This window comes from Aminobacter sp. MSH1, from assembly GCF_003071665.1.
GTDB classification, from domain to species: Bacteria; Pseudomonadota; Alphaproteobacteria; order Rhizobiales; family Rhizobiaceae; genus Aminobacter; species Aminobacter niigataensis.
In genome coordinates, this window is record NZ_CP026266.1 from 333,573 (window position 1) to 358,841 (window position 25,269).

Annotated in this window: 20 protein-coding genes; 13 read left to right on the plus strand and 7 right to left on the minus strand. The window is 64.9% G+C overall.

Annotated elements, in window-relative coordinates; all coding sequences use genetic code 11:
- Positions 1 to 4 precede the first annotated feature (4 nt).
- Complete coding sequence (locus CO731_RS27855) at positions 5 to 1,972, plus strand: 3-hydroxyacyl-CoA dehydrogenase NAD-binding domain-containing protein (RefSeq protein WP_108610341.1); 1,968 nt, start codon at positions 5 to 7, stop codon at positions 1,970 to 1,972.
- Positions 1,973 to 2,001: 29 nt separating this feature from the next.
- Here the strand turns inward: CO731_RS27855 and ugpC are convergent, their stop codons facing one another.
- From ugpC to CO731_RS27880, 5 genes are read right to left on the minus strand one after another with little or no spacing between them, the layout of a single operon-like run.
- On the minus strand, positions 2,002 to 3,039 hold the full coding sequence (gene ugpC, locus CO731_RS27860) for a sn-glycerol-3-phosphate ABC transporter ATP-binding protein UgpC (RefSeq protein WP_108610342.1): 1,038 nt from the start codon (positions 3,037 to 3,039) through the stop codon (positions 2,002 to 2,004).
- Positions 3,039 to 4,553: an argininosuccinate lyase gene (argH, locus tag CO731_RS27865; RefSeq protein ID WP_108610343.1), complete on the minus strand. Its 1,515-nt coding sequence runs from the start codon at positions 4,551 to 4,553 to the stop codon at positions 3,039 to 3,041. The genes ugpC and argH overlap by 1 nt, the downstream gene beginning before the upstream one ends.
- A 3-nt stretch (positions 4,554 to 4,556) precedes the next feature.
- Entirely contained in the window at positions 4,557 to 5,408 is an 852-nt protein-coding gene (locus tag CO731_RS27870) for a carbohydrate ABC transporter permease (RefSeq protein WP_108610344.1), read from the minus strand.
- Complete coding sequence (locus CO731_RS27875) at positions 5,405 to 6,343, minus strand: sugar ABC transporter permease (RefSeq protein ID WP_108610388.1); 939 nt, start codon at positions 6,341 to 6,343, stop codon at positions 5,405 to 5,407. Before CO731_RS27875 ends, CO731_RS27870 begins: the two co-directional genes overlap by 4 nt.
- Positions 6,344 to 6,361: 18 nt before the next feature.
- The gene (locus tag CO731_RS27880; RefSeq protein ID WP_245439994.1) at positions 6,362 to 7,618 is read right to left on the minus strand and encodes an extracellular solute-binding protein; all 1,257 of its coding nucleotides are present in this window, start codon (positions 7,616 to 7,618) and stop codon (positions 6,362 to 6,364) included.
- Between the two features lie 285 nt (positions 7,619 to 7,903).
- On the opposite strand from CO731_RS27880, the gene CO731_RS27885 reads away from it, so the two are divergent.
- The 3 genes from CO731_RS27885 to CO731_RS27895 are packed head-to-tail and all read left to right on the plus strand — an operon-like array spanning position 7,904 to position 12,454.
- A complete protein-coding gene (locus tag CO731_RS27885; protein WP_108610346.1) occupies positions 7,904 to 9,127 on the plus strand; it encodes an ROK family protein in 1,224 nt (407 codons plus the stop codon).
- Positions 9,128 to 9,156: 29 nt separating this feature from the next.
- Entirely contained in the window at positions 9,157 to 11,556 is a 2,400-nt protein-coding gene (locus tag CO731_RS27890) for a PIG-L deacetylase family protein (protein WP_108610347.1), read from the plus strand.
- 7 nt (positions 11,557 to 11,563) lie between these two features.
- Positions 11,564 to 12,454 (plus strand): DMT family transporter, encoded by an 891-nt coding sequence (locus tag CO731_RS27895; RefSeq protein ID WP_256371681.1) that lies wholly within the window; start codon positions 11,564 to 11,566, stop codon positions 12,452 to 12,454.
- Between the two features lie 6 nt (positions 12,455 to 12,460).
- Here CO731_RS27895 and CO731_RS27900 read toward each other — a convergent pair whose 3' ends face one another.
- Entirely contained in the window at positions 12,461 to 13,939 is a 1,479-nt protein-coding gene (locus CO731_RS27900; protein ID WP_108610349.1) for a PLP-dependent aminotransferase family protein, read from the minus strand.
- 157 nt (positions 13,940 to 14,096) lie between these two features.
- Between CO731_RS27900 and tauA the strand changes: the two genes are divergently transcribed.
- The 8 genes from tauA (at position 14,097) to pta (ending at position 22,702) form a co-directional block, all read left to right on the plus strand.
- Positions 14,097 to 15,116 (plus strand): taurine ABC transporter substrate-binding protein, encoded by a 1,020-nt coding sequence (tauA, locus tag CO731_RS27905; RefSeq protein ID WP_108610350.1) that lies wholly within the window; start codon positions 14,097 to 14,099, stop codon positions 15,114 to 15,116.
- Positions 15,117 to 15,202: 86 nt separating this feature from the next.
- Positions 15,203 to 16,015 carry a taurine ABC transporter ATP-binding protein gene (locus CO731_RS27910; RefSeq protein ID WP_108610351.1) on the plus strand — a complete coding sequence of 271 codons (813 nt, stop codon included), beginning with the start codon at positions 15,203 to 15,205 and terminating at the stop codon, positions 16,013 to 16,015.
- Positions 16,008 to 16,835 carry an ABC transporter permease subunit gene (locus tag CO731_RS27915; RefSeq protein WP_108610352.1) on the plus strand — a complete coding sequence of 276 codons (828 nt, stop codon included), beginning with the start codon at positions 16,008 to 16,010 and terminating at the stop codon, positions 16,833 to 16,835. The genes CO731_RS27910 and CO731_RS27915 overlap by 8 nt, the downstream gene beginning before the upstream one ends.
- Before the next feature lie 137 nt (positions 16,836 to 16,972).
- A complete protein-coding gene (locus CO731_RS27920; protein WP_108610389.1) occupies positions 16,973 to 17,353 on the plus strand; it encodes a nuclear transport factor 2 family protein in 381 nt (126 codons plus the stop codon).
- Positions 17,354 to 17,376: 23 nt separating this feature from the next.
- Entirely contained in the window at positions 17,377 to 18,777 is a 1,401-nt protein-coding gene (locus CO731_RS27925) for an FAD-dependent oxidoreductase (protein ID WP_108610353.1), read from the plus strand.
- Between the two features lie 43 nt (positions 18,778 to 18,820).
- Complete coding sequence (gene xsc, locus CO731_RS27930) at positions 18,821 to 20,596, plus strand: sulfoacetaldehyde acetyltransferase (RefSeq protein WP_108610354.1); 1,776 nt, start codon at positions 18,821 to 18,823, stop codon at positions 20,594 to 20,596.
- Between the two features lie 73 nt (positions 20,597 to 20,669).
- The gene (locus CO731_RS27935) at positions 20,670 to 21,704 is read left to right on the plus strand and encodes a YeiH family protein (protein ID WP_108610355.1); all 1,035 of its coding nucleotides are present in this window, start codon (positions 20,670 to 20,672) and stop codon (positions 21,702 to 21,704) included.
- Positions 21,704 to 22,702 carry a phosphate acetyltransferase gene (gene pta, locus CO731_RS27940; RefSeq protein ID WP_108610356.1) on the plus strand — a complete coding sequence of 333 codons (999 nt, stop codon included), beginning with the start codon at positions 21,704 to 21,706 and terminating at the stop codon, positions 22,700 to 22,702. The genes CO731_RS27935 and pta overlap by 1 nt, the downstream gene beginning before the upstream one ends.
- Before the next feature lie 33 nt (positions 22,703 to 22,735).
- Here the strand turns inward: pta and CO731_RS27945 are convergent, their stop codons facing one another.
- Positions 22,736 to 23,578, minus strand: a complete 843-nt coding sequence (locus CO731_RS27945) for a MurR/RpiR family transcriptional regulator (RefSeq protein ID WP_108610357.1) — start codon at positions 23,576 to 23,578, stop codon at positions 22,736 to 22,738.
- A 240-nt stretch (positions 23,579 to 23,818) separates the two neighbouring features.
- Between CO731_RS27945 and CO731_RS27950 the strand changes: the two genes are divergently transcribed.
- Positions 23,819 to 25,267, plus strand: a complete 1,449-nt coding sequence (locus CO731_RS27950; RefSeq protein WP_199914663.1) for an MFS transporter — start codon at positions 23,819 to 23,821, stop codon at positions 25,265 to 25,267.
- Positions 25,268 to 25,269 lie beyond the last annotated feature (2 nt).

Below are 25,269 nucleotides of genomic sequence, written 5' to 3' on the forward strand. Positions count from 1 at the left end.
CCCGATGAGCGCGATGCGGTTTTCCGAAAGCGTCACGGGCACGATCCAGGACGGCGTGCTCGTCGTCACCATCGACAATCCTCCGGTCAACGCCATCTCGGCGCATGTCCGCCAGGGGCTGGTCGAGGCGCTCGACCATGGCGTATCGCTGGGTCTGGTGGTCGGCATCGTCGTCACGGGCGCTGGCCGCACCTTCGTCGGCGGCGCCGACATCAAGGAGTTCGGCAAGCCCCCGGTCGAGCCGACCCTGCCGGAGGTCATCGAGGGCATCGAGAGCTGCGACAAGCCCATCGTCGCCGCGGTCAATGGTGCGGCACTCGGCGGCGGCTGTGAAATCACCCTCGCCTGCCATGGCCGCATCGCCAGCGACAAGGCGAGTTTTGGCATGCCCGAGGTCAAGCTCGGCATCGTGCCGGGCGCCGGCGGCACCCAGCGCCTGCCCCGCCTGATCGGCACTGTCGCCGCCGTCGACCTGATCGGCAGCGGCCGCACAATCAAGGCCGCTGAAGCGCTTTCGCTCGGCCTCGTCGACGGCGTTGCCGCTGACTATCTCGACGCTGCCCTCAGCCTCGTCCATGACCTCGCTGGAGAGCCGCTGCGGCGGACAGGCTTGCTGGACGTGCCGGCCACCGAACAGGCTGCCGTCGAAGTAGCGGCGAAAAAGGTGCTGTCCAAGGCGCGCGGGCAGGTTGCTCCCGCCGAGGCCATTCGCCTCGTCAAGGCGGCGGCAGATGTCGAGCTGAAGCAGGGCCTCGCCGACGAGCGCGCGACGTTCTTGCGGCTCCGCGATTCCGCGGAAGCGGCAGCGCTTCGCCATGTGTTCTTCGCCGAACGGCAGGCAGGCAAGGTCGACAAGCTCGAGGGCATCGCAGCCCGCAAGATCGAGACAGTAGGAATCGTCGGCACCGGGCTGATGGGCGCCGGCATCGCCGTTGCGGCACTCACCGCGGGCTATCGCATCATCGGCGTCGAGCAGACGCTTGAGGCCGCCGCCAAGGGCAGCGAGCGCATTGCCGGCACCCTCGACAAGTCAGTTCAATCAGGGCGTCTGGCGGCTGCGGCCCGGGACGATTGCCTTGCCCGGCTTGCGGTCACCGCCGACGCCGGCGAACTCGCCGCCGCCGATCTCGTCATCGAGGCGGTGTTCGACGATCTCACGGTTAAGACCGAGCTATTCCAGCGGCTCGATGGTATCGTCAGGCTGGACGCCATCCTCGCCACCAATACTAGCTACCTCGATCCTGACGAGATCGCGGCTGCAACGGCGCATCCCGAGCGCGTTGTCGGCCTGCACTTCTTCTCGCCGGCCAACATCATGCGGCTGGTCGAGGTCGTCGACTGCAAGGCGACTTCGCCCGATGTGCTGGCCAGCGCCCTCGCCTTCGCCAAGCGGCTAGGCAAGCTGCCCATCGTCTGCGGCGTGACGGAAGGCTTCATCGGCAACCGCATCTTTTCGGCCTATCGCCGCGAAGCCGAGTTCATGGTCGAAGATGGCGCTGCCCCGCACGAGATCGATGCCGCGCTCGAAGCCTATGGATTTCCGATGGGCATCTTCGCCGTCTACGACATGGCAGGGTTGGAAATCGCCTGGGCGCGGCGCAAGCGGCAGGCTGCGACCCGCGATCCCAAGGCGCGCTACGTCGCAATTGCCGACAGGCTATGTGAAGCCGGGCGTTTCGGCCGCAAGAGCGGACGCGGCTGGTACGACTATGGGAGCGGCGAGCGCATGGTCGATCCGGAAGTTACGGCGCTTATCGAGGCCGCGCGCGCGGCCAAGGGCATCGAACCACGCCACTTCTCGGCCGAAGAAATCGTTACTCGATTGCTCAAGGCGATGGCCGACGAGGGGCGGGCACTGCTCGCCGAAGGCATCGCGTCACGTTCGAGCGACATCGATCTGGTGATGATCAACGGCTACGGTTTCCCCGCCCACAAGGGCGGGCCGATGTTTACCGCCGACGGTCGCGCGTAACCGCAACCGTCGAGGCGATGCCAAGGCCGCTACCGGCGGCCGAGGCTCTTTTCGGTCTTGGCGTCGAAGAGATAGAGGCTGCCGGGCGCCGCGCGGCAGGTCAGCGTGCTGCCCGTCTCCGGGATGAACTTGCCCGGCGCGGTGGCGATGACGGCGTTTCCGTCGACATCGAGATGCACGAGCGTCTCCGGTCCGAGCGGTTCGACCGCGGTCACCGTTCCGGTGAGTTCCAGCCCGCCTTCGGCCTTTTCGACGGCTGCGGTCAGCTCGTGAGGGCGCACGCCGATCAGCACGTCGCCGCCGGCGGAGGGCTCGACACCCTTGCCGTTGTTGCGGCCCGGTACCAGGTTCATCGACGGGCTGCCGATGAAGCGCGCGGTAAACACGTCGACCGGATTTTCGTAGAGGTCGGTAGGGGTGCCGACCTGCAGGATGTGGCCGTCGCGCATGACGACGATGCGGTCGGCCATGGTCATCGCTTCGACCTGGTCGTGGGTGACGTAGACCGTCGTCGTCTTGAGCTTCTGGTGCAGCCGCTTGATCTCGATGCGCATCTGGGCGCGCAACTGGGCATCGAGATTGGACAGCGGCTCGTCGAACAGGAAGGCCGAGGGATTGCGTACCATGGCACGGCCGATGGCGACGCGCTGGCGCTGGCCGCCGGAAAGCGCCGCCGGGCGGCGGTCGAGATATTTATCGAGACCAAGGATGCGGCCGGCTTCTTCGATCCGCTGGTCCTTCTCCGTCTTGGACAGCTTCGAGGTGTAGAGCCCGAAGCCGATGTTCTGGCGCACGGTCAAATGCGGGTAGATGGCGTAGTTCTGGAACACCATGGCGATGTTGCGCTGCTTGGGCTCGCGCTCGTTGACCACCTCGCCGCCGATCTTCAGCGTGCCGCCCGAGATGTCTTCGAGGCCGGCGATCATGCGCAGCGTCGTCGACTTGCCGCAGCCCGACGGGCCGACGAAGACGACGAATTCGCCGTCGGCGATATCAAGGTCGATGCCGCGGACGACTTCTGCCTTGCCGTAGCGCTTGACCAGCTTTTCCAGTTCGATCGTCGCCATCAGCGCGCCCCTGCCAGTGCCTTGAATTTTGCGCCGAGTTCTTTCGCGGCTTTCGCCTCGTGCCCGGCATGCTCTTTTGCGACGGCTTCAAAAGCCGCTGCCTTGTTCCTGTAGACTGTGAGCGCCTCGGCCATCGGCTCGGGTGCGGGTCCGCCGAAGCGGTCGCGCACGGCGACGAAATGCTCCGGCGAGACGATCTCCTCGAACTTGTCGCGCCCGAAGGATGGCTCGCGCCCGGTCGAATGCCTGAAGGCATCGAGGAACGGCCCATAGCCGTCCTTGGCGAGCCCGCCGCCGGCGGCCACCACCGCCTTGGCGACGGTCGCGGCGATCTCGTGCGCCTCACGGAAGGACAGGCCTTCGATGCGGACCAGCGAGTCCGCCAGTTCGGTGATGGTGATGCAGGAGCGGCGGATGTTGTCGGCCACCCGTTCCGGATCGATCTTGATCGCGGCAACGAAAGCCGCAAGCAGGTCGAGCACGCGACCGGCGGCGACGAAGGCTTCATAGCCCATCGACTGGGTCTCGCCCTCGCTGTCGTTCATGTCGGTGAACGGCGTGTTGTGGATGACGTTCAGCACCGTGCGGGCGCGTCCCATCGTCTGGCTGGCGAGCAACCGCATGTGCTCGATCGGCACCGGGTTGCGCTTCTGCGGCATGATCGAGGAGATTTGCACGAAGGCATTGGGCACGTAGATCTGGCCGACCTCGAAGGCGGTCCAGAACTGGAAGTCCTGGATCAGCCGGCCGAGATGCAGGAACATCAGCTCGATCGCCGAATAGGTCGAGGTGATGTAGTCCGAGGCCGCAATGCAGCTGTAGGAATTGCGCAAGGGAGCGGCGAAGCCGAGCAGTTCGGCGACGCGCTGACGGTCGATCGGGAAGCCCGAGGTGGTGATGGCCGCAGCACCCATCGGCGACAGGTCGACGATCTTTCGCGCCTCTTCGAAACGCTCGATGTCGCGGATCAGCACTTCGATGGCTGCCGACAGGTAGTGCCCGAAGGTCGAGGGCTGCGCCGGCTGGCCGTGGGTGTAAGCAACGACCAGCGTCGCCTTCTCGCGCTCGGCGGTGTCGATCATCGCCGACAGCAGGTGTCGTGCCTTGGCCATCAGCGCGTCGATGCGCTGCTTGAGCCCAAGCTTGAACAGCGTGTGGTCGATGTCGTTGCGCGAGCGCGACGTGTGCAGGCGGCCGGCCACATCAGGGCCGAGGCGCGCCTTTAGCTCCTTCTCGATCAGGAAGAAGAAATCCTCGACCTCGCCGGTGTATTCGAGCGTCGACGGGTCGACCTCACGGTCGATGGCTTCCAATGCCCCGGCAATCGCCGACGCCTGCTTGGTGTCGAGGATGCCGGTTTCGGTCAGCATCACCAGATGCGCCCGGTCGATGGCGCGGAAGCCTTCGACATGGTGGATCTTGGCGCCGTCGAACAGTGGCCGCAGTACCGTCTCCTTATAGACGGGGTCGGGGAACACGCTCTTGTCGGCGAGCTTGGGGTTCAGTTCAGGCATGTCTTATCCTTTGAGCCCTGCCAGCATGACGCCGCGGACGATGTAGCGCTGCAGGACGATGAAGACGATCAGCGTCGGCAGGGTGGCGATCGCCGCACCGGTCATGATCATTTCCCACTGGATGGACTGTTCGACGGCGAAGCTCGATAGCCCGACCGGTAGCGTGTAGAGCTCGCGGCTGGTGGTCACGATCAGCGGCCAGAAGAAGGCGGTCCAGTTGCCGAGGAAGGTGAAGATGGCGAGCGCTGAGAGTGCCGGCGTCACCAGCGGCATCGCCACCTTCCAGAAGATCTGGAATTCGTTCAGCCCGTCGACGCGCGCGGCTTCGAGGAAGTCGTTGGGCACGCCCTCGAAGAACTGCTTCATCAGGAAGGTGCCGAAGGCCGTCATCATGCCCGGGAACATGATGCCCCAGTAGCTGTCCAGCCAGCCGAGCTTGCTCGACATTAGATACCACGGGATGACCAGCATCTCGGTCGGGATCATCAGCGTCGACAGGATGGCGAGGAAGATGAAGTAGCGGCCGCGGAATTCGAATTTCGCCAGCGTGTAGCCGACGAGGCTGTCGAAGAAGACGTTCGACAGCGTCACCGCGACGGCGACGATCATCGAGTTCATGAACCAGCGCATGAAGCGCCCGTCGGCGAGGATGGCGATGTAGTTCTGCAGCGTCGGCGCCGACGGGATCAGCTTGAGGTCGTAGACCTGCCCCGCCGTCTTCAGCGACGTCGAGAACATGAAGGCCAGCGGCGTGACCATGATCAGGCCGCCGATGAACAAGAGCGTCCAGACGACGATGCGTCCGGGGCGGAGATTGGCGTGGGAAAGCGCCGGGGTCTGGGTAACGGCGCTCATTTCTTTTCCCTCAGGATCCACAGCTGCAGCAGCGATACGCAAAGCAGGATCGTAAACAGAACCACCGTCTGTGCCGCGGCATAGCCCATCGCGTAGGACGAAAACGCCGTCTGGTAGATCATCAGCACCAGCGGCTTGGTCGAGCCGAGCGGGCCGCCCGGATCGTTGGTGGTCATGTTGTAGACCTGGTCGAAAATGCGCAGGAAGCCGATCGACGAAAACACGACCAGGAACACGGTCGTCGGCTTGAGCAGCGGCAGCGTGATCTTGCGCAGGATCGCCCATTCGCCGAGCCCGTCGATGCGTGCAGCCTCATAGAAGGTGTTGGGGATCGAGCGCAGGCCGGCCATGAAGATGATGATCTGGAAGCCGAGGCCGGCCCAGATCGCGGTTACCATGATCGACGGCAAGGCCTGGTCGACCGAGCGGATGAAGGGTTGTTGCGGAATACCGATGGTGCCGAGGGCGTTGTTGATCACGCCGATCGGCGCCGGCTGGTAGAACCAACGCCACACCCAGGCCATGGCGGCTGCCGTGGTCAGGTAGGGCAGGAAATAGAGCCCTCGGATCAGCCCGTGCATGAAGCGCACGCGGTCGAGGTGATAGGCGATCACGAACGACAGCAGCAGGCTGATCGGCGTGCCGACGACGAGATAGGCGAAGGTGTTCTTGAACACCTTCCAGAATTGCGGGTCGGCGAAGAGCTTTTCGTAGTTGGCAAGGCCGATGAACTGTGGCGGCTTGAGCAGGTCCCAGTTCGTCAACGAGAGCCAGAAGGCCTCGATTGTCGGATAAAAGCGGATCACCGAATAGAACAGGATGGGCAGGGCGAGGAAACTCCACACCCAGACCAGTCGCTTCGTCCGCATGGAACGACGGTTCCAGAAGGTCCCGCCGGGGCGGCTCGCCGCCGCCCCCTGTCGATCCGCTGTCACAGACATCAAGCCCTTGCCTTACTTGGGAGCCGCAGCGTCGATGATCGCCTGCTCGGCAGCAGCGCCCTGCGCCAGCGAATCCTTCACCGACTGGCCTTCGAGCAGAATGCGGTTGGCCATGTCGATGGTGTTCTGGCGCTGGGCCGCCTCGTCCACGAACATCGTCGTGCGGGCGTATTCGAGGCCCTTGAGGAACGGACCATAGATCGGGTCTGCAAGGTTGCCTTCGGTCATTGCGGCCGTGCGGCGCGCCGGCAGTTCGCCGACGGTCTTCAGCCAGACGTCCATGGCTTCGGGCGAGGAGATGTAGGCGAGGAACTTCTTCGATGCCTCGAGCTTCTCGCCGCTGGTGGTGGCGCTGATGCCGTTGGCGAAGTAACTGGCATAGTTCGAGCGCACGCCTTCGGCATTGGCCGGCAGCTCGGTCACGCCCCATTCGAAGCCCTCGATCGACTTGAAGGCGCCGAGGCGGAAGGTGCCGTCGATGGTCATGCCTGCCATGCCGGCACGGAACGCCGCCTGGCCTTCGTCCATGAAACCGACCTGGCCGATCTTCTTTTCGGTCTGCAGATCAGTGTAGAACTTGAGTGCCTTTTCACCGGCCTCGGTGTTGTAGGCCACCTTGCGGTCGTTGTCGGTGTAGGGCTCGCCGCCGAACTGGCGCACCAGCACTTCACGCCACCACTGGTGGTCCTGGCCGCCCATGTCGAGGGTCGAACCGGCAACGATCAGGTTGCCGCTGGCGTCGCGCTTGGTCAGCTTTTCAGCCGCAGCGACGAATTCGTCGAGCGTCTTGGGCGGGTTGGCCGGGTCGAGGCCGGCTTCGGTGAACAGCTTCTTGTTGTAGAACAGGGCCAGCGAGCGAACCGCCGTCGGCAGGCCGTAATAGTCGTCGCCGCGCTTCATGGCGCTGACGATCGGGAAGAAGTCGCTTTCGATCTTGTCGTGCGGGAAAGCGTCGGTCGGCAGCGGCTGCAACAGGCCCCCGGCGACGAACTTGTCGAGCCAGCCGTAGAACAGCTGCATCACGTCGGGGCCCTGGCCGCCCATCTTCGCTGCGATCACGCGCGTCTGGTAATCGGCATAGGGGAAAGTCGTCTGCTTGACGGTGATGTCGGGATTGGCCTTCTCGAAATTCTCGATCAGCTGGTCCATCGCCTTGACGCGGGTGTCGAACACATACTGCCAGTATTCGATCTCGACGGCCTGGGCCGCGTTGAGAGCCAGCGTGCTGAACCCGGCGATCAGTCCGGCGAACAAAGTTGCTTTGCGCATGTAAACCTCCATCTGAACCCGCCGGTAAGCCCCGGACTGCGGGTCGTGATTATCCCCTGGGACCATAAGCCTCGCACGCAGCCGAAGCCCGGACCATTCCTCATCCATGTCATCTGGCGCGGGGACGACGTCCTGCAAGCCAGTGCCATGAGCTGCGGTTTCACGCCGCCTGCCACCCTATACGCTCTTCTGCCCCTGCCCTTTTGTCAATAAGATAATTTACTTGAATTAATCTGTTGCCCGGGCCCACGCTTCCACGTTATCAATTTTGCGAAACAGGTCAGGATGAGCGAAATGGCGTTTCAGCCAGGCAGCACGCATCAGGTCACATTGGGCAAGAACCCCGAGCGGAGCCGCGATCACAATCGCCGCGTCGTGCTCGACGTCGTCCGTCGTCACGGCTCGCTGGGACGCATGCACATCGCCCGGCTGACGCATCTGACGGCGCAGGCGATCGCCAACATCGTCGACGAACTGGTCGGCGAAAACCTGTTGATGGAGACGGGCCGCCTGCGGTCCGGCCGCGGCCAGCCGCCGATACAGTTTGCCGTCAATCCCGACGGCGCCATGACCATGGGCATCGAGATGGCCGCGGACCACATGGTGTCGACCGTGCTCGATCTCTCGGGCCAGCCGCGGTCCAAGCGCATCATGCCCGTCCGCGACACCAGCCCGAAGCAGGTCATTGCGCATATACGTGCCGAGCTCGAGGCGGTTCGTGCTGCGTTCAAGTCGCCGCTGCTTGGCATCGGTGTCGTCATGCCCGGTCCGTTCGAGATCGAAGGCATGACCTCGGTCGGCCCGACGACCTTGCCGGGCTGGGCCAACATCGATGCCGCGAACCTGCTCACCGAAGCCTGCGGCGAGCCGGTGACCGTCGAGAACGATGCCAACGCCGCGGCCGTCGGCGAGCGGCTGTTCGGTGCCGGGCACTCGATTTCCGGTTTCGGCATGATCTACTTTGGTGCCGGCCTCGGCCTTGGCATGGTTCACGACGGAGCGCCCTTCCGGGGCGCCTTCGGCAATGCGGGCGAAATCGGCCATGTCGTGGTTGCACCCGGCGGCAGGGCCTGCCCGTGCGGCCAGCATGGCTGCCTGGAGCGCTATGCCTCCGTCCACGCGCTGCGCGAGAAGCTGTGCGACGCGGGTATCGCCGACTGCGATTTCACCGATCTCGCAGGGCTTCACGCCGAGCGCCATCCGGTGCTGATGGAATGGCTGGACGAGGCGGCGACGTATCTCGCCCCGATGATCGCCATGATCGAAAACATCCTCGACCCCGAAACGGTGATCCTCGGCGGCATGTTGCCCGACGCGATCATCGACGAGCTCATCGCGCGGATGGGACAACTGCCCATCTCGGTTGCGAGCCGCAGCAAGCGGGTCCTGCCCCGCGTCATGCGCGGCCAGACCGGGCAATACACGGCGGCACTGGGGGCGGCCGCCCTGCCGCTGTTCGAGGTGGTCACGCCAAAGCTGGAAACAGCCGCCACGCGGCCCGCCGAATAGCCTGCCTGCTGAAATACCGGAGGACCTGAATGCTGAGCGCCCGCGAACGTATCGAGAGACAGAAATCCAGCCCGTCGCTGGTCAGGCTTCACCGCGCGCTCAGCCGCCTGAATTCCACCGTCACCATGATGAACACCGGCGCGCATCCCGACGACGAGCAGAGCGGGCTGCTCGCCTGGTTCCGTCTAGGCCTCGGCATGCGCGTCATCGTCGCCTGCTCGACGCGCGGCGAGGGCGGCCAGAATTCGCTCGGGCCGGAGCGCCTGGGCGTGCTCGGCATGATGCGCACGCGCGAGATGGAAGAGGCCGCCCGCGCGCTTGACGCCGACGTCGTCTGGCTCGGTCACGGTCCCGACGATGCCGTGCACGATTTCGGCTTTTCCAAGGACGGCGACAAGACCTTTGCCCGCTGGGGCGAGATGCGAACCGTCGAGCGGCTGGTGCGGGCCTATCGCAGCGAGCGGCCCGACATCGTCATCCCGACATTCCTCGACGTTCCCGGCCAGCACGGCCACCACCGCGCCATGACGCGCGCCGCCGAAACCGCGATCAGGCTCGCGGCTGACCCGAAAGCGTTTCCGGAGCATTTTGCCGAAGGCATGAGCCCGTGGCAGGTAGCAAAATATTACCTGCCGGCCTGGTCTGGCGGTGGCGACACCTATGACGACGAAGTGCCGCCGCCCGATGCGACGGTCATCGTCGACGCACCAGGCCGCGAACCGGCAACGGGTGCTGAATACGACCGCATTGGCGAATGGTCGCGCTACTATCACGCGTCCCAGGGCATGGGCCATTGGCCCGACCGCGCTGACACACGCTGGCCGCTGCATCTGCTGCTCGCGAGCGACGGGGCCAGGGCCGAGGCTTCGGTGCTCGACGGCCTGCCGGCGACGCTTGCCGACCTCGCGGCGTCCAGGGATCTCTCCTACGAAGCCGCGCAGGCTTTGAAGGCGGCGGGTTCGGCCGTCGAAAAGGCGATCTCTGCCTTCCCCGATGCAGATGCGATCATTGCGGCCCTCACCGATGCTGTACACCAGCTCGAGGTTGCGCGGGCGGCCGCTTCGCCGGCGTTCCTTGAGCTCCATCGTCACCGTCTCGACCGCAAGGCGCGAGAGATCGATGCCGCCCTGATCGAGGCCGCCGGCATCTTCGACCGTGCCGTGCTTGCGCCGTCGAGCCTTTCTCCGGCTGAAACCGGTACGCTGACCGTCGACCTCGCGCCGGGCAGCGACGGCCGCTCCGTCAGCATCCAGCCGGTATTGCCCGGCGCCGTCACGGCCAAGCCCGTCGCCGGCACCGGCAACCGACGCAGCTTCGAGGTTTCCGCTGCCGCCGACGCCGCCTATTCCAAACTCTATCCGGCGGGCTGGTCGGCGCTCGGTGGCAATGGCGAGGCGCATGTCGTCGTCTCGGCCAGCTTCGGCGGCCACACCGCCCGTGCCACCTTCGATCTCGAAGAGCCGTTTGCCGTGCTGCCGGCGAGTTCTGTTGCCATGGACCCCGAAGCCATCATCGCACCGCTCGATGGGACGCGGCGCGAATGGCCGGTCTCTCCAACCGTCGCCGGCAAGGACACGCCCGTGTCCCTCACCATGGAGGGCGGCTGGTCGCTGGCGCAGGGCGGCCAGGCCATCCGCGCGCCGGAGAAGCTGGTGGCCGGGCTCAGCACGATCACGCCTCTCGTCGGCGGCAGGCCGGCACTCCGGTTGACCCCGATCGTCTACCCGCATATCGGCCGCGTCACCCATCGCCAGCCGGAGGCGCTGCGCGTCCTGGCCCTCGACCTCAAGCTGCCGCAAAGTGCGCGCATCGCTTACGTAGGCGCCGGCGCCGATCGCGTCGGCCTGTGGCTTGCCCGCATGGGACTCGACGTCACCGAACTCGACGCCAAGGCGCTCGCCGGCGACCTGTCGCAATACACCACCATCGTCGTCGGTATTTTTGCCTTCGGCTTCCGCAAGGATCTGGCCGCCGCAACCGAGAAGCTGCACCGCTTCGTCGACGCCGGCGGCCACCTTGTCACCCTCTACCACCGCCCGACCGACGGTTGGGATCCACTAGCGACGCCGCCGAGGAAACTCGAGGTCGGCTCGCCGTCTTTACGCTGGCGCGTAACGGATCCTGACGCCGAGGTTACGGTGCTGGTGCCGGACCATGTCCTGATTAACGGGCCGAACCTCATCGGCCCGCAGGACTGGTCCGGTTGGAACAAGGAGCGCGGCCTCTATTTCGTCTCCCGCTGGGACGAGGCATATCAGCCGCTGCTTTCGATGCACGACGTCAACGAGCAGCCGCTGATGGGCGCGCTTGTCTCGGCGCCGATAGGCAAGGGCCGCCACACCCATACCAGTCTCGTCCTGCATCATCAGATGGACAAGCTGGTGCCGGGTGCGTTCAGGCTGATGGCAAATCTTGTCCAGCCAGCCTGACGCGGACGTGCCGCCCCAGGCGGGGGAGGAGCGGCACAAGGCCAACCGCGAGGGCATCGTCTGGGTGCTCGCCGACATGCTGCTGGTTGCCGGCGGCATGACGGCGCTCGTCAAGGCGCAGGGGCTCATCTACCCGGCTTTCCAGCTCGTCTTCATCCGAGCGATGATCGGCCTGCTGTTCATCCTGCCGCTGATCTGGCGGCACCGCCACCACATCCGCCACACCAGGCATCCTTGGCAGAACATCTCGCGCGTCAGCTGCAACGCCATTGCGCTGACCAGCCAGTTCATGGCCTACACCCTGCTGCCGTTGGCGGTGGTCAACGCGCTGAGCTTTTCGCGGCCGCTGATCACTATGGCCATGGCGGTCGCCTTCCTCGGCGAGACGGTTTCGCGGCTGCGCTGGGTCGGCGCCATCTTCGCCTTTGCCGGTGTGCTGGTCATGCTGGCGCCCGGTGGCGTCGAATGGAACCTCGGTCTGCTCGCGGTGTTCGGCACCGTGGTGTTCGGCTCGCTGGCGATCATCCAGACGCGCGCATTGCGCGATGAAAACACTACCGTGATGATGGTGTTCTACACGGTCGGCCTCGCCGTCATCACCGCTGCGCCCGCCATCTTCGTCTGGCAGCCGGTCAAGGCCATTGACTGGATTCCGCTGCTCGGCATCGGCCTTCTGGCCCAGGCAGGGCAATATTGCTTCCTGCGCGCCTACCGCCTCGCCGAGGCCAGCGTGCTCGCGCCGATCGGATATCTTTCCATCGTGGTGACGGCCGCCGCCGGCTACATCTTCTTCGGCGAAATACCGGACAAGCGCATCGTCATCGGCGCGGCGGTGGTCCTTGCAGCGCTGCAGGCCACAGCCTATCTCGAACGACGTAACAACAGACCCAAAGGCTGAGGCGCGTCATGCCAGCATGCGCTTCACGCGTGCCGCGGTCCGCGCCACACCCTCGACGATGCGGCTGCGCGGGATCGACGAATAGCCCATGCGGAAGAAACGGCAGGGCCCATCGTCGGCAGGGAAGAACGGCGAGCCGGACTCGATCAGCACGCCATCCTGCCTGAGTTCGTTCATCAAAAGGTCGGCGTCCAATCCCTCAGGCCCTTCTATCCAGAACGACGTGCCGCCGAAGGCCGATGAGCCGGCGATGATGAAGCCCTCGCGCTGCAAGGCTTCGGCCATGACGATGTGGCGCTTGTGGTATTCGGCGCGCATGCGGTGCAGCACGGCGTCATGATGGCCGAGCGCCAGGAAATAGGCAGCCGTGCGCTGCAGGTGCCCGGGCGGATGGCGCAGCATCAGCGCCCTCAGCGCGCGCGCCTCGCGAATGACGGGCGCCGGGGCGACGAGATAGCCCAGCCGCAGCCCGGGAAACAGCGACTTGGAAAAGCTGCCGATGTAGAAGACCCGGCCGCTGCGGTCGAACGACTTCAGCGCCGGTGACGGCGGCGCCAGGAAGCTCATCTCGAACTCGTAATCGTCCTCGACGATGATGAAGTCCTCGGAAGCGGCGGCGGCCAGCAGAGCCGCGCGGCGCTCGACGGGCATGGTGGCGCCGGTCGGCGAATGGTGGCTGGGCGTAACAAATACCGCGTCGACATGCGACGGCAGCGCCGCCGGCGGCAGGCCCTCTTTGTCGACGTCGATAGCCGACACCTCGGCACCGCTCAGCCGAAGCGATGCGCTCATGTCCGGGTGGCACGGGTTCTCGCACACCGCATGCGCGCCCGGCCGGAGCAGAAGCTGGGTGACGATCCAGAGCGCGTTCTGCGCACCCACAGTCACGAGGATCTCGTCCGGGGTGGCGCGGATGCCCCGGCTCGGCAGTGTCCGCGAGCAGATGTAGTTGACCAGTTGCACATCGTCGGCGGCAGCAAAATCGCCTGCCATGAGCTCGAAGTCCTCGCGTGCCAGTGCACGCCGGGCGCAGTCGCGCCAACCGCCGAGATCGAACAGCGAAGGGTCCATCTGGCCGTACAGGAACGGATAGGGATAGCGCCGCCAGTCGAGCGGCTTGCGCATCTGCTTGGCGACGATGAAGCTTTTGCGCAGTTTCGCCGACCAATCGATCTCGTCAGCGCCGGCATCGGATGTTGCCGCTTCCAGTCCGCTTGTCGGCGGATTGCCGGCAACACGATACGAGCTTCGGCTGGCCGTTTCGACATAACCCTGCGAGGCCAATTCCTGGTAAGCCAGGGTCACGGTGATGCGCGAGATGTTGAGATAGTCGGCCAGCTTGCGCGTCGAGGGCAGTTGCGCGCCCGGCTGCAGCCGGCCCGACAGCACCGCCGAGACCACGGTCTCGCGGATTTGCGCCTGCAGCCCGATCCGGCTGGCGCGGTCGAGGAAGAAGATCGTTTCCGAGACGGTCGCGTGCGCCATTAGCCTTGCCCGTGCATTCATCTGGAATCATTCAACTTCCAATCTGGATATAAGGCAATTGGTGTGTTCCATTTAACCCTATGGCCAGAACCAAGACCGGCATCAAAGCCGGCAAGTTCCCGGACAACCGGTGGCTAACAAAACAAAGAGGGTAACGATGATACATTTTAAGCATTTCAAGTATTTGGCCAGCGCCGCAACCGTAGCGGCCGGCGTCTTCACGTCCTGCCTTGCCTACGCTGAGACGACGGTCGTCGTCGGCTACCAGCAGATCGTCGGTCCATTCGTGACCGCGATCGCCGACGGCCGCTTCGACACAGCCGCCAAGGAGGCCGGCTACACCATCGACTGGCGCCAGTTCAGCTCGGGCGGCGACATCTCGACCGCGCTTGCCTCAGGCAACGTGCCGATCGGCGTCATCGGCTCTACCGGCACCACCGCCGCCGCCACCCGCGGCGTCGAACTCGAACTGTTCTGGATCCTCGACAACATCGGCAAGTCGGAAGCGCTCGTCGTCCGCACCGGCTCGGGCATCGAGAAGCCGGAAGACCTCAAGGGCAAGAATGTCGGCGTACCGTTCGTATCGACCTCTCACTTCCACCTCCTGGTTGGTCTCGAACAGGTCTGGAAAGTGGACCCGCGCGAGGTCAACATCCTCAACATGAAGCCGCCGCAAATCATCGCCGCCTGGCAACGTGGCGACATCGACGCCGCCTATGTCTGGCCGCCGGCATTGTCTGAGCTGCTCAAGAACGGCAAGGTGATCTCGGATTCCGAAGTCATCGGTGCCGCATCGGTGCCGACCTTCGATGGTCTCGTCGCCGACAAGAAGTGGGCTGCGGAAAACCCGAAGTTCATGACAGCCTTCACCAAGGTGCTGGCCGAAGCCTACGCCGACTACAACAAGAACAAGGCGGCCTGGACGGCTGACTCGCCGCAGGTCCAGGGTATCGTCAAGCTGATCGGCGGCGACGGTGCGGGCGCGGTCGAAGCGCTGAACCTGCTGTCGTTCCCGAATGCCGACGAACAAGCCTCGGATACCTGGCTGGGTGGTGGTGCGGTGCGCGCGCTCAACGAAAGCGCCAAGTTCCTCGTCGCCCAGAAGCAGATCGACAACGCGCTCGACGACTACGCGCCGTTCGTCAACAGCAGCTATGCCAAGGAGGCATCCAAGTAGCATCAGGCGATGCCGCCGGCCGGATCGCTGTGCCGGCGGCACCCACTCCACCACACCACTGCATTTTCTTCGAAAGGCTCGGCGCGATGGAAACCCTCAATGTCAGCAATGTCAGCCTGACCTATCCAGGCCTCTACACCGACCAGGCGGTCATTGCGCTCAAGGGCGTGAACCTCGAGGTCAAAAGCGGCGATTTTGTCGTCGCGCTCGGCGCCTCGGGCTGCGGCAAGACCACCCTGCTCAACCTGATGGCCGGCTTCATGACGCCAACCGATGGCGACATCACGCTCGGCGGACGGCAGGTCGTCGGCCCCGGCGCCGATCGCGGCGTCGTCTTCCAGAAGCACGCGCTGCTGCCCTGGCTCAATGTCATCGACAACACCGAATTCGGGCTCAAGCTGCGCGGCGTCGACAAGGCGACCCGGCGCGAGCTCGCCACCAAGAACCTCGCGCTGGTCGGCCTGCAGGATTTCCACCGCCACATGATCTACCACCTCTCGGGCGGCATGCAGCAGCGCGTCGGCATTGCTCGTGCACTGACCTGCGACCCGGCGATGCTTTTGATGGACGAGCCGATGGCGGCGCTCGACGCGCTGACCCGAGAGACCATCCAGGAGCTGCTGCTCAAGGTCTGGCAGCTCACCAACAAGATGTTCTTCTTCATCACCCACAGCGTCGAAGAGGCGCTGTTCCTCGGCTCCCGGCTGATCGTCATGTCGCCGCGTCCGGGCCGCATCACCCACACCTACGAGCTCGATTTCAATCGGCGCTTCCTCGAGGAGGGCAACGCACGTGCAATCAAATCCAGCCGCGATTTCATCGACATGCGCGAGCAAATCCTCGGCATCATCTATGGCGACGAGCGTCAGTCCGGCAACCCGGAACTCCTCCATGCTTGAGCGCCTCTCCCGAGCCAAGTCCGTTCGCCCCGGCAAGATCTACGGCGCCCCCGGCGACGGCATGAGCGGCCATATCAGCCTGATCACGGCGCTGGTGCTGTTCGGTGCCTGGCTGCTAATCACCGAAATGGGCTGGGTCAAGCCGCTGTTCCTGCCCTCGCCGCTCGCCGTCTGGGATAAGTTCGTCATCGCCATGACCGAGGGCGTCTCCAATTCGACCCTCATCCAGCATACGCTGGCGAGCCTTGGCCGCGTGCTTGGCGCCTTCTTCCTGGCGCTGGTCACCGCCGTGCCGGTCGGCATCCTGATGGGCGTCAACCGCACCGTGCGCGGCCTGTTCGACCCGATCATCGAATTCTACCGGCCGCTGCCACCGCTCGCCTACCTGCCGCTGATCATCATCTGGCTCGGCATCGGCGAGTTCCCCAAGGTGTTCCTGATCTATCTCGCCATCTTCGCGCCGATGGCCATCGCCGCCCGCGCCGGCGTGCGCTCGGTGTCGACCGAACAGATCCACGCCGCCTACGCCATGGGCGCCACCCGTGCCCAAGTCATCAGCCAGGTGATCCTCAAGGCCGCCCTGCCCGAGATATTCACCGGCATGCGCATCGGCATTGGCGTCGGCTGGACGACACTCGTCGCGGCCGAAATGGTCGCCGCCCACCGCGGTCTTGGCTTCATGGTGCTGAACGCGGCGGAATATCTCGCCAGTGACACGGTCATCATGGGCATCATCGTGATCGGTATCTTCGCCTTCGCATTCGACCTGATGCTGCGTTACCTGGAAAAGGCACTGATCCCCTGGAAGGGCAAGATCTGATGGCAAAGCCCGCGCACCCGGCAAATTCGCCGCCCGGCTGATCCCGGCGCCCAGCAACGACCAACAGACAGAACCAGTTTGCCGGGTTGCCCGGCCACGGCGAAGCCATGCCCAGAGACGAGGACCACGAAATGACGATCACCGCCGACGACCTTGCCAGCTTGTTCGACGCCTTCAACCGGCACGACATCGATGGCGTCATGCGTTTCTTCGCCGAGGGCTGCGTCTTCAACGGCGTCGCCGGGCCGGAAGTCCATGGCACCCGCTTCGAGGGCACCGAGGCGATCGCCTCTGCCTTCAGCGGCGTGTGGAAGGCGATGCCTGACGCGCACTGGGCCCATCACGGCCACTTCGTCCACGGCGATCGTGCCGTTTCCGAATGGACCTTCTCGGGCACCAATGGCGACGGCAGCCGCGTCGAGGCGGAAGGCTGCGATCTGTTCACGCTCAGCGGCGGCAAGATCGTGCGCAAGCAGGCGTTCCGCAAGAACCGGCCGCTGCTTCCGGCGCAACGCTGAAGACGGCCAGGGAGGACGAGGAGATGCAACAACAGCTTGCCCGGCCGGTGGCTCAAAGGAAGCCTTTCGACCCGGCCTACGATCCCGTACGCGCGCCCAATCCCGGCGATGGCAAGGACTACGCGCCAACCTACTGGATCGCCACCGCCGGCCCGCAGCCGGAAGACGACGGTCCTGTCACCCAGGACATCGACGTCGACGTCGCCATCATCGGCTCTGGCTACACCGGCTTGTCCTGCGCCATTCATCTGGCGAAGGAGCACGGCATCAAGGCGACGGTGCTCGAAGCCAACGGCGTTGCCTGGGGTTGCTCAACCCGCAATGGCGGCCAGGCGCAGATCTCCGCCGGGCGTCTCAAGCGTTCGCAGTGGATCGAGCGCTGGGGCGTCGACGTTGCCAAGAAGATGCATGTCGAGATCGCCGAAGCCTTCGACCTCTTCCGCGACCTGATCCGCTCGCCCGAGATCGACTGCGACCCCCAGGACGGCGGCCATCTCTACATCGCCCATCGCGACAAGGTGCTGCCGTCGCTGGAAAAGGAATCGCGGCTGCTGAACGAGGTCTTCGGCTATCCGACCCGCATGATCGGGCGCGAGGAGGTCCATAGCGATTTCGTCCGCGACGCCGAAGCCAAAGGCGCGATGTACGAGCCCGACGGCATGGGCATCCATGCGGCGAAGCTCGCCTTCGGTTATCTCAGGCTCGCCCGCAAGCTCGGCGCCAGGGTGCACACGTCGAGCCCCGTGCTCGGCAGCGAGCTCAAGGGCGGCGTCCACCATCTGCGCACCCCTGGCGGAACGGTCCGCGCCCGCGCCGTTTGCATCGCCACGGCTGGCTACACCTCGCCCGGCCTGCACGACCTGACGCGGCACAGGCTGATGCCGATCCTGTCCAATTCGATCGTCACCCGGCCGCTGACCGACAGCGAGCGCAAAACGCTGAACTTCCAGACCCGCATCCCGCTGACCGACACGCGCACGCTGCGCCACTATTATCGGATGTTGCCGGACGGCCGTATGCAGATCGGCAGCCGCAGCGCCATTACCGGCCGCGACGCGGTCAACCCAAAGCACCTCGATCGCCTGCTCGAAGGGCTTTACCGCAAGTTCCCGCTCCTGCGCGGCATCGAGGTCGACTACTCCTGGTGGGGCTGGGTCGATGTCAGCCACGACATGATGCCGCGCATCTTCCGGCCCGACCCCAAGCAACAGCTGTTCTACGCCATGGGTTATGGCGGCAACGGCGTCATGTATTCGGCCCAGGCCGGCCGCCGCATGGCCCAGATGGTCGCCGGCAAGGGCGGCGAACTCGATCTGCCGATCTTTACCTCGCCGCTGCCGAGCCACGGCCTGCTGACGCCGTTCAGGCGGCTCGGCCAGTGGGGAATGTACCGCTGGTATTACCTCAAGGACGAAATCCTCTAGCCCTCCCAGGCCGCCCCCACCTGCACTTGAAAGGAACAAAACCATGAAGATGACCACCGAAGAAGCATTCGTCAAAGTTCTCCAGATGCATGGCATCGAGCATGCGTTCGGCATCATCGGCTCGGCCATGATGCCCGTGTCGGACCTGTTCCCGAAGGCCGGCATCAAGTTCTGGGACTGCGCCCATGAGACCAACGCCGGCATGATGTGCGACGGCTTCAGCCGTGCCACCGGCACCATGGCGATGGCCATCGGCCAGAACGGCCCAGGCGTGACGGGCTTCATCACCGCGATGAAGACCGCCTACTGGAACCACACGCCGATGCTGATGGTGACGCCGCAGGCGTCGAACAAGACGATCGGCCAGGGCGGCTTCCAGGAAGTCGACCAGATGGCGATGTTCGAGGAAATGGTCTGCTACCAGGAAGAGGTGCGCGACCCCTCCCGCATTCCCGAGGTGCTGAACCGCGTCATCGAAAAAGCCTGGCGCGGCTGTGCGCCGGCGCAGATCAACATCCCACGCGACTACTGGACCCATGTTATCGACGTCGACCTGCCGAGCATCGTCCGGCTCGAGCGGCCTTCGGGCGGACAGCAGGCCATCGCCGAGGCGGCCCGGCTCCTGTCCGAGGCGAAGTTCCCGGTCATCCTCAACGGCGCCGGCGTCGTCATCGGCGAAGCCATCGCGGATTCGATGGCGCTGGCCGAACGGCTCGACGCACCCGTCTGCTGTGGTTACCAGCACAACGACGCCTTCCCCGGCAGCCATCGCCTCGCCGCCGGCCCGCTCGGCTACAACGGCTCGAAGGCGGCGATGGAACTGATCGCCAAGGCCGACGTGGTGCTGGCGCTCGGCACCCGCCTCAACCCGTTCTCGACCTTGCCGGGCTACGGCATCGACTATTGGCCGAAGAATGCCGCGATCATCCAGGTCGACATCAATGCCGACCGCATCGGCTTGACCAAGAAGGTGTCAGTCGGCATCTGCGGCGACGCCAAGCAGGTGGCGCGCCAGATCCTCGAACAGCTGAGCCCGTCCGCCGGCAATGCCGGTCGCGAGGAGCGCAAGGCGGCGATCCATCAGACCCGCTCGGCCTGGCTGCAGCAGCTGTCGTCGATGGACCACGAGGAAGACGACGTCGGCACCGAGTGGAACGCGACCGCGCGTCTCCGCGAAGCCGACCGCATGTCGCCGCGCCAGGCCTGGCGGGCGATCCAAGCGGCGCTGCCGAAGGAGGCGATCATCTCGACCGACATCGGCAACAACTGCGCCATCGGCAACGCCTATCCGAGCTTCGAACAGGGCCGGAAGTACCTGGCGCCGGGTATGTTCGGCCCTTGCGGCTATGGCTTCCCGTCGATCGTCGGCGCCAAGATCGGCCGACCTGACGTTCCGGTCGTCGGCTTCGCCGGCGACGGTGCCTTCGGCATCTCGATGAACGAGATGGGAGCCATCGGCCGAGAGGGCTGGCCGGCGATCACCATGGTGATCTTCCGCAACTACCAATGGGGTGCCGAAAAGCGCAACACGACGCTCTGGTACGACAACAACTTCGTCGGCACCGAGCTCAACCCCAACCTCAGCTACGCCAAGATCGCGGATGGCTGCGGGCTGAAGGGCGTCGTTGCCGACACGCCGGCGGCGCTGACGGCGGCCCTTCACAAGGCAATCGACGACCAGGCCAAGGGCGTCACCACCTTCGTCGAGGTCATCCTCAACCAGGAACTCGGCGAGCCGTTCCGCCGCGACGCGATGAAGAAGCCGGTGCCGGTTGCCGGCATCGAGCGCTCCGACATGCGCCAGCAGAAGCTCGCCTGACCTGTCGACAACCCTCGCCTGCCCGGTCCGCCGGGCGGGCGGGGACTACAGCACCGTGACCGGGAATGATTTGATGAACACCGCCGCCGCAACCCAACGCTTCAACGGCCTGCCTTCGGTGGTACAGACCTACTGGCCCGGCCTCGCCGTCACCGCAGCAGTTGCGATTGCCGCCCAGTTCCTCTCCGACCACTATGGCGCGCCGGCCATGCTGATGGCGCTGCTGCTCGGCATCGCCTTCCACTTCTTGTCCGAGGAAGGACGTTGCGTCGCCGGCATCGACTTCTGCGCCAAGAAGGTGTTGCGCATCGGCGTCGCGCTGCTCGGCATGCGCATCAGCGTCGACCTGCTCGTCGGCCTCGGCGCCAGTACGATCCTTTTGCTGGTTGCCGCCATCGCCGCGACCATCGTCTTTGGCCTCATCGCGGCCAAGCTGCTCGGCCGTGGTTGGCGTCTCGCCCTCATCACCAGCGGTTCGGTCGCCATCTGCGGCGCGTCGGCCGCGATGGCGATTGCCGCGGTCCTGCCCAAGAACGAATTCTCCGAGCGCAACCTGATCTTCACCGTGCTGTCGGTGACGGTGCTGTCGACGCTGGCCATGATCGCCTATCCGATCATCGCCCAGACGATGGGGCTCGACGCCCGCGCCACCGGCATTTTCTTCGGCGGCACCATCCACGACGTCGCCCAGGTCGTCGGTGCGGGTTTCTCCGTCTCCCCCGAGGCCGGCGAAACGGCGACGCTGGTCAAGCTGATCCGGGTGACCATGTTGGCGCCTGTGGTGCTCATCTTCTCCATCGCTACGCGTAATGTCGCCCAGCCGGCCGGCGAGACCGGCAAGCGTCCGCCGCTGCTGCCCGGCTTCGTCATTGCCTTTCTCATCCTCGCCGCAGCCAACTCATTCGGCCTCGTTCCCGAAGCCGTCTCGAAAGCCGGCATGGAAGCATCCCGCTGGGCGCTGCTCGCCGGCATCGTCGCCGTCGGCATGAAGACCGCGCTGCGCCGCGTGCTCGACGTCGGCGGCGATGCGGTCGCGCTGATCGTCGCCGAGACAATCTTCATTGGCCTCTTCATCCTCGCCGGCATCTACTATCTGGGGCACGCCTGATGAAACCACTGGAACGCATAATCGAGACGGCGAAACAGGCACCCAGGCGCATCGTGCTCGCCGAGGGTGAGGACCCGCGCATCGTCGAGGCGGCGGTCCGGGCCAGGCGCGAAGGCATCGCCGAAATCACCCTGGTCGGCAATCGCGGCGTCATCGAGCGGCGGCTGGCCGACGTTGGTGCGGACCCGCAGGAATTCCGTATCGAGGACCCGCAAGCTTCGCCCCTCGCCTCCCGGCTCGCTGCTGCCTACCACGAGCTGCGCAAGGCCAAGGGCGTCGATGCGGCTGCGGCAGCGGAAGCCCTGCGTTCCCCCCTGATCTTTGCAGCCATGATGGTGCGCGAGGGCGAGGCCGACGGCACGGTCGGCGGGGCCGTTGCCACCACCGCCGATACCGTGCGGGCGGCATTGCAGACCATCGGCCGGGCACCGGGCGTTGGCCTGGTCTCCAGCTTCTTCCTGATGATGCTGTGCCAGCCCCATCACGCCAAGAAGGGCGCCTTCGTCTTTGCCGATTGTGGCCTGGTCGTCGATCCCGATGCCGCCGGCCTCGCCGACATCGCGCGCATGTCCGCGCGCTCCTATCAGGCGCTGGCGGGTGGCGCTGCCAAGGTCGCCATGCTGTCGTTCTCGACCAATGGCAGCGCGGCACACGAGCGCGTGTCGAAGGTGGTCGAGGCAACGCGCCTGGCGCATGCCGCGGACTCCGAACTTCTCATCGATGGCGAACTGCAGTTCGACACCGCCTTCGTCGAAGCCGTCAGTGCCTCCAAGGCACCCAACTCGGCCCTGCATGGCGAAGCCAACGTCTTCGTCTTCCCCAATCTCGACGCCGCCAATATCGGCTACAAGATCGCCCAGCGCATCGGCGGGGCCGACGCCATCGGTCCGATCCTGCAAGGGCTTGCCAAGCCGGCGAACGACCTGTCGCGCGGCTGCAGCGTCGACGACGCCTACCACATGATTGCCGTGACGGTGGTTCAGGCGAACCAGGGCTAGCTCAGCAACGACATCAAGTCGGCTTGAGCGCTCCTACAGCTCTTCCAGTGCGTCGCCGAAGCTCTCGATGCCCCTGAGGCGCGTCCGGCCGGCGGCGCCAGCGCGTTCGATGGCGCGGGTCGCCAGAAGATGGCAGATCGCCATCGCCGAAACGTGGTTGAACAGAGGTCCCGGCGCCAGCGTCTGGCAGCGGAAGTGCCACGCCGCGCTCTGCCTGTGGGGCACGCCCTCGTCGGTGATGTAGAGCAGCCTGGCTCCGCTTTTCTCGATGGCCGAGAGCACCATTTCCATGCGCGCGATGCGGCGGCGCAGTCCGAACACGACCGCCACGTCGTCCTTGCCGACGCTGACCAGATGTTCGCCCAACGTCTGCCCGCCGCCCGGAATGGAAACGATGTTTTCCACCACTTGCGTCATCTGCCATTGGAAATAGTCGGCGAAGGGATGGCTGCTGCGGAAGCCGAGCACCCAGATCTTGCGGCTGGCCAGCATCGCCTCCACCGCGGCATCGATCTGGCTGTCGGTGATGGTGGCGAAGGTGCCTTCGATGTTGGCGATGCCCTGCGCCACATGGGCCGCCAGCGACTGGACCCCGGCGGTGTCGGTCGATGTCGTCAGGAACAGGCGCGAGCCGGTCTGCTTTTCCTCGCGGGCATGACGGCGGGCTTCCTCGTAGTTTTCATAGCCCAACCGTTTGACGAAACGCGACACGGTTGCGTTCGAGACATTGGCCAGGTTGGCGAGTTCCGACGCCGAGTAGCTGGCCAGCTCTCCGGGAAAGTCGCAGACGAAGTCGCCGAGCCGCCGCTCGGCCGGATGCAACTGGTCGAGTGCCTCCCGCACGCGGAAAAGAAAGGGCCGTTCCTTGGGGGTCATGCAGTCGTCCGCCACGCTTGTCGTCGTGCACATTTGCGCGCGATGCGCCCTCTCTGCAAGGGGCAGACATCGGGGAGCATCGCTTGGATCGTCCCAATCACGCAGGAATCACAACGACATAACCGCTGGCCGCGAGACATTGGGGCCCCTCCATCAGATTCAGCTGTAAAAAGTCAATTTCATATGATACTTTGGTGAAAATCAGTTTTCACATCTGGTTCAGCCAAGGGAGGAGAAACCATGGCAGCGGAAAGTATGGTGCAATCCGGCAAGACATCGCCGGTCATTCGACAACTTGAGGGAGCGCTAAGCCGCATAGGTGTCACCGGCGCCCATAAGCAGATCATCGCGCTGGTGCTCATCGGCGTGCTGTTCGACGCCTTCGAGCAGAACACGATTGGCGTTTCAGGGCCGATGCTCAAGGCAAGCTGGGGGCTGACCGGCGCCGACATCGGCCTGCTCAACACCATCACCTTCGGCAGCGCGGCCATCGGGCGGCTCCTGTCGGGCATTCTCGGCGATCGCTATGGCCGCCGCGTGATGCTGACCTTCAATCTCCTGCTCTTCACCATCGGTTCGCTTGCCTGCGCACTGGCGCCGAACTTCGCCGCGCTCGCAATCGCGCGTGGTATCGTCGGCTTCGGCATCGGCGGCGAGATTTCGACCGCGGTGACCATGCTATCAGAGTTCTGCTCGCCCAAGTTCCGCGGCACGGCCGCGGGCCTGGTCAATGTCGGCGCCGGCGGCTTCGGCAACTTCCTGGCACCTGCCTTCGGCCTGTTGATCTTCACGATTTTCCCGGGCGAGGACGGCTGGCGCTGGCTGTTTGCCGCACTCGCGCTGCCCGCGCTGCTGGTGGTGTTCTACCGCCGCTTTGTGCCCGAGACGCCGCGCTTCCTTGCCTCGCAGGGCAGGATAGCGGAGGCCAACAAGGTGCTGTCGATCCTGGAATCGGGAACGCTGCGTCCGAAGAACCTTGTCGTGCGCGAGTACCTCAAGGACGACCAGGCACAGGAAGCCCCGGCCAAGGACAGCTGGAAAGAGCTGTTCCGCGCGCCCTACCTCGGCCGCACCATCCCGGTCGCCATTGCCATCCTGATGAGCTACGGCGCGCAGCTGTCGGTGCTGACGCTGATGCCAATCATCTTCGTGTCCATGGGCTACACGCTGCAGGGCAGCCTGCTTTATTCGATGATCATCCAGAGCGGCAGCGTGCTCGGCGCCATCGCTGCGTCGATGTTCGGCTACTACTTCCCGCGCAAGAAGGTACTGACTGTCGGCGCCATCTTCGCCTGCCTCGCGGCCGTGTCGATCGCCACGCTCGGCACCAACATCTACCTGGTGCTCATGTTCGGCGCGATCTTCCAGTTCTTCGTGCTGCTCTTGAACACCTCCATCTGGATCTATGCGCCTGAACTGTTCCCGACCCGCATCCGCGCCTTCGGCGTTGCCTTCATCCTGGCGACGGGATCGGCGGCGGGCTCCTTCGTGCCCACCATCTCGGGCGCGTTGTTCGACAGCTACGGCATGATCGGCGTGTTCGGGCTGGCGGCTGCGATGTATGCGGTTTTCGCCGTCTGCATCCAGATGGGTCCCGAGACCTATGGCATGTCGATGGAAGACCTTACCCAGCCGGCGGAGGTCGAAACGCCCGAAGCGTCGACCTTGCAGGCACAAGCAAGAGCGTAACC

Coding starts and splice junctions, on each gene's coding strand:
- CO731_RS27855 (WP_108610341.1), top strand. CDS start 5: ATGAGCGCGATGCGGTTTTCCGAAAGCGTCACGGGCACGATCCAGGAC.
- ugpC (WP_108610342.1), bottom strand. CDS start 3,039: ATGGCGACGATCGAACTGGAAAAGCTGGTCAAGCGCTACGGCAAGGCA.
- argH (WP_108610343.1), bottom strand. CDS start 4,553: ATGCCTGAACTGAACCCCAAGCTCGCCGACAAGAGCGTGTTCCCCGAC.
- CO731_RS27870 (WP_108610344.1), bottom strand. CDS start 5,408: ATGAGCGCCGTTACCCAGACCCCGGCGCTTTCCCACGCCAATCTCCGC.
- CO731_RS27880 (WP_245439994.1), bottom strand. CDS start 7,618: ATGCGCAAAGCAACTTTGTTCGCCGGACTGATCGCCGGGTTCAGCACG.
- CO731_RS27885 (WP_108610346.1), top strand. CDS start 7,904: ATGAGCGAAATGGCGTTTCAGCCAGGCAGCACGCATCAGGTCACATTG.
- CO731_RS27890 (WP_108610347.1), top strand. CDS start 9,157: ATGCTGAGCGCCCGCGAACGTATCGAGAGACAGAAATCCAGCCCGTCG.
- CO731_RS27900 (WP_108610349.1), bottom strand. CDS start 13,939: ATGGCGCACGCGACCGTCTCGGAAACGATCTTCTTCCTCGACCGCGCC.
- tauA (WP_108610350.1), top strand. CDS start 14,097: ATGATACATTTTAAGCATTTCAAGTATTTGGCCAGCGCCGCAACCGTA.
- CO731_RS27910 (WP_108610351.1), top strand. CDS start 15,203: ATGGAAACCCTCAATGTCAGCAATGTCAGCCTGACCTATCCAGGCCTC.
- CO731_RS27915 (WP_108610352.1), top strand. CDS start 16,008: ATGCTTGAGCGCCTCTCCCGAGCCAAGTCCGTTCGCCCCGGCAAGATC.
- CO731_RS27925 (WP_108610353.1), top strand. CDS start 17,377: ATGCAACAACAGCTTGCCCGGCCGGTGGCTCAAAGGAAGCCTTTCGAC.
- xsc (WP_108610354.1), top strand. CDS start 18,821: ATGAAGATGACCACCGAAGAAGCATTCGTCAAAGTTCTCCAGATGCAT.
- CO731_RS27935 (WP_108610355.1), top strand. CDS start 20,670: ATGAACACCGCCGCCGCAACCCAACGCTTCAACGGCCTGCCTTCGGTG.
- pta (WP_108610356.1), top strand. CDS start 21,704: ATGAAACCACTGGAACGCATAATCGAGACGGCGAAACAGGCACCCAGG.
- CO731_RS27945 (WP_108610357.1), bottom strand. CDS start 23,578: ATGACCCCCAAGGAACGGCCCTTTCTTTTCCGCGTGCGGGAGGCACTC.
- CO731_RS27950 (WP_199914663.1), top strand. CDS start 23,819: ATGGCAGCGGAAAGTATGGTGCAATCCGGCAAGACATCGCCGGTCATT.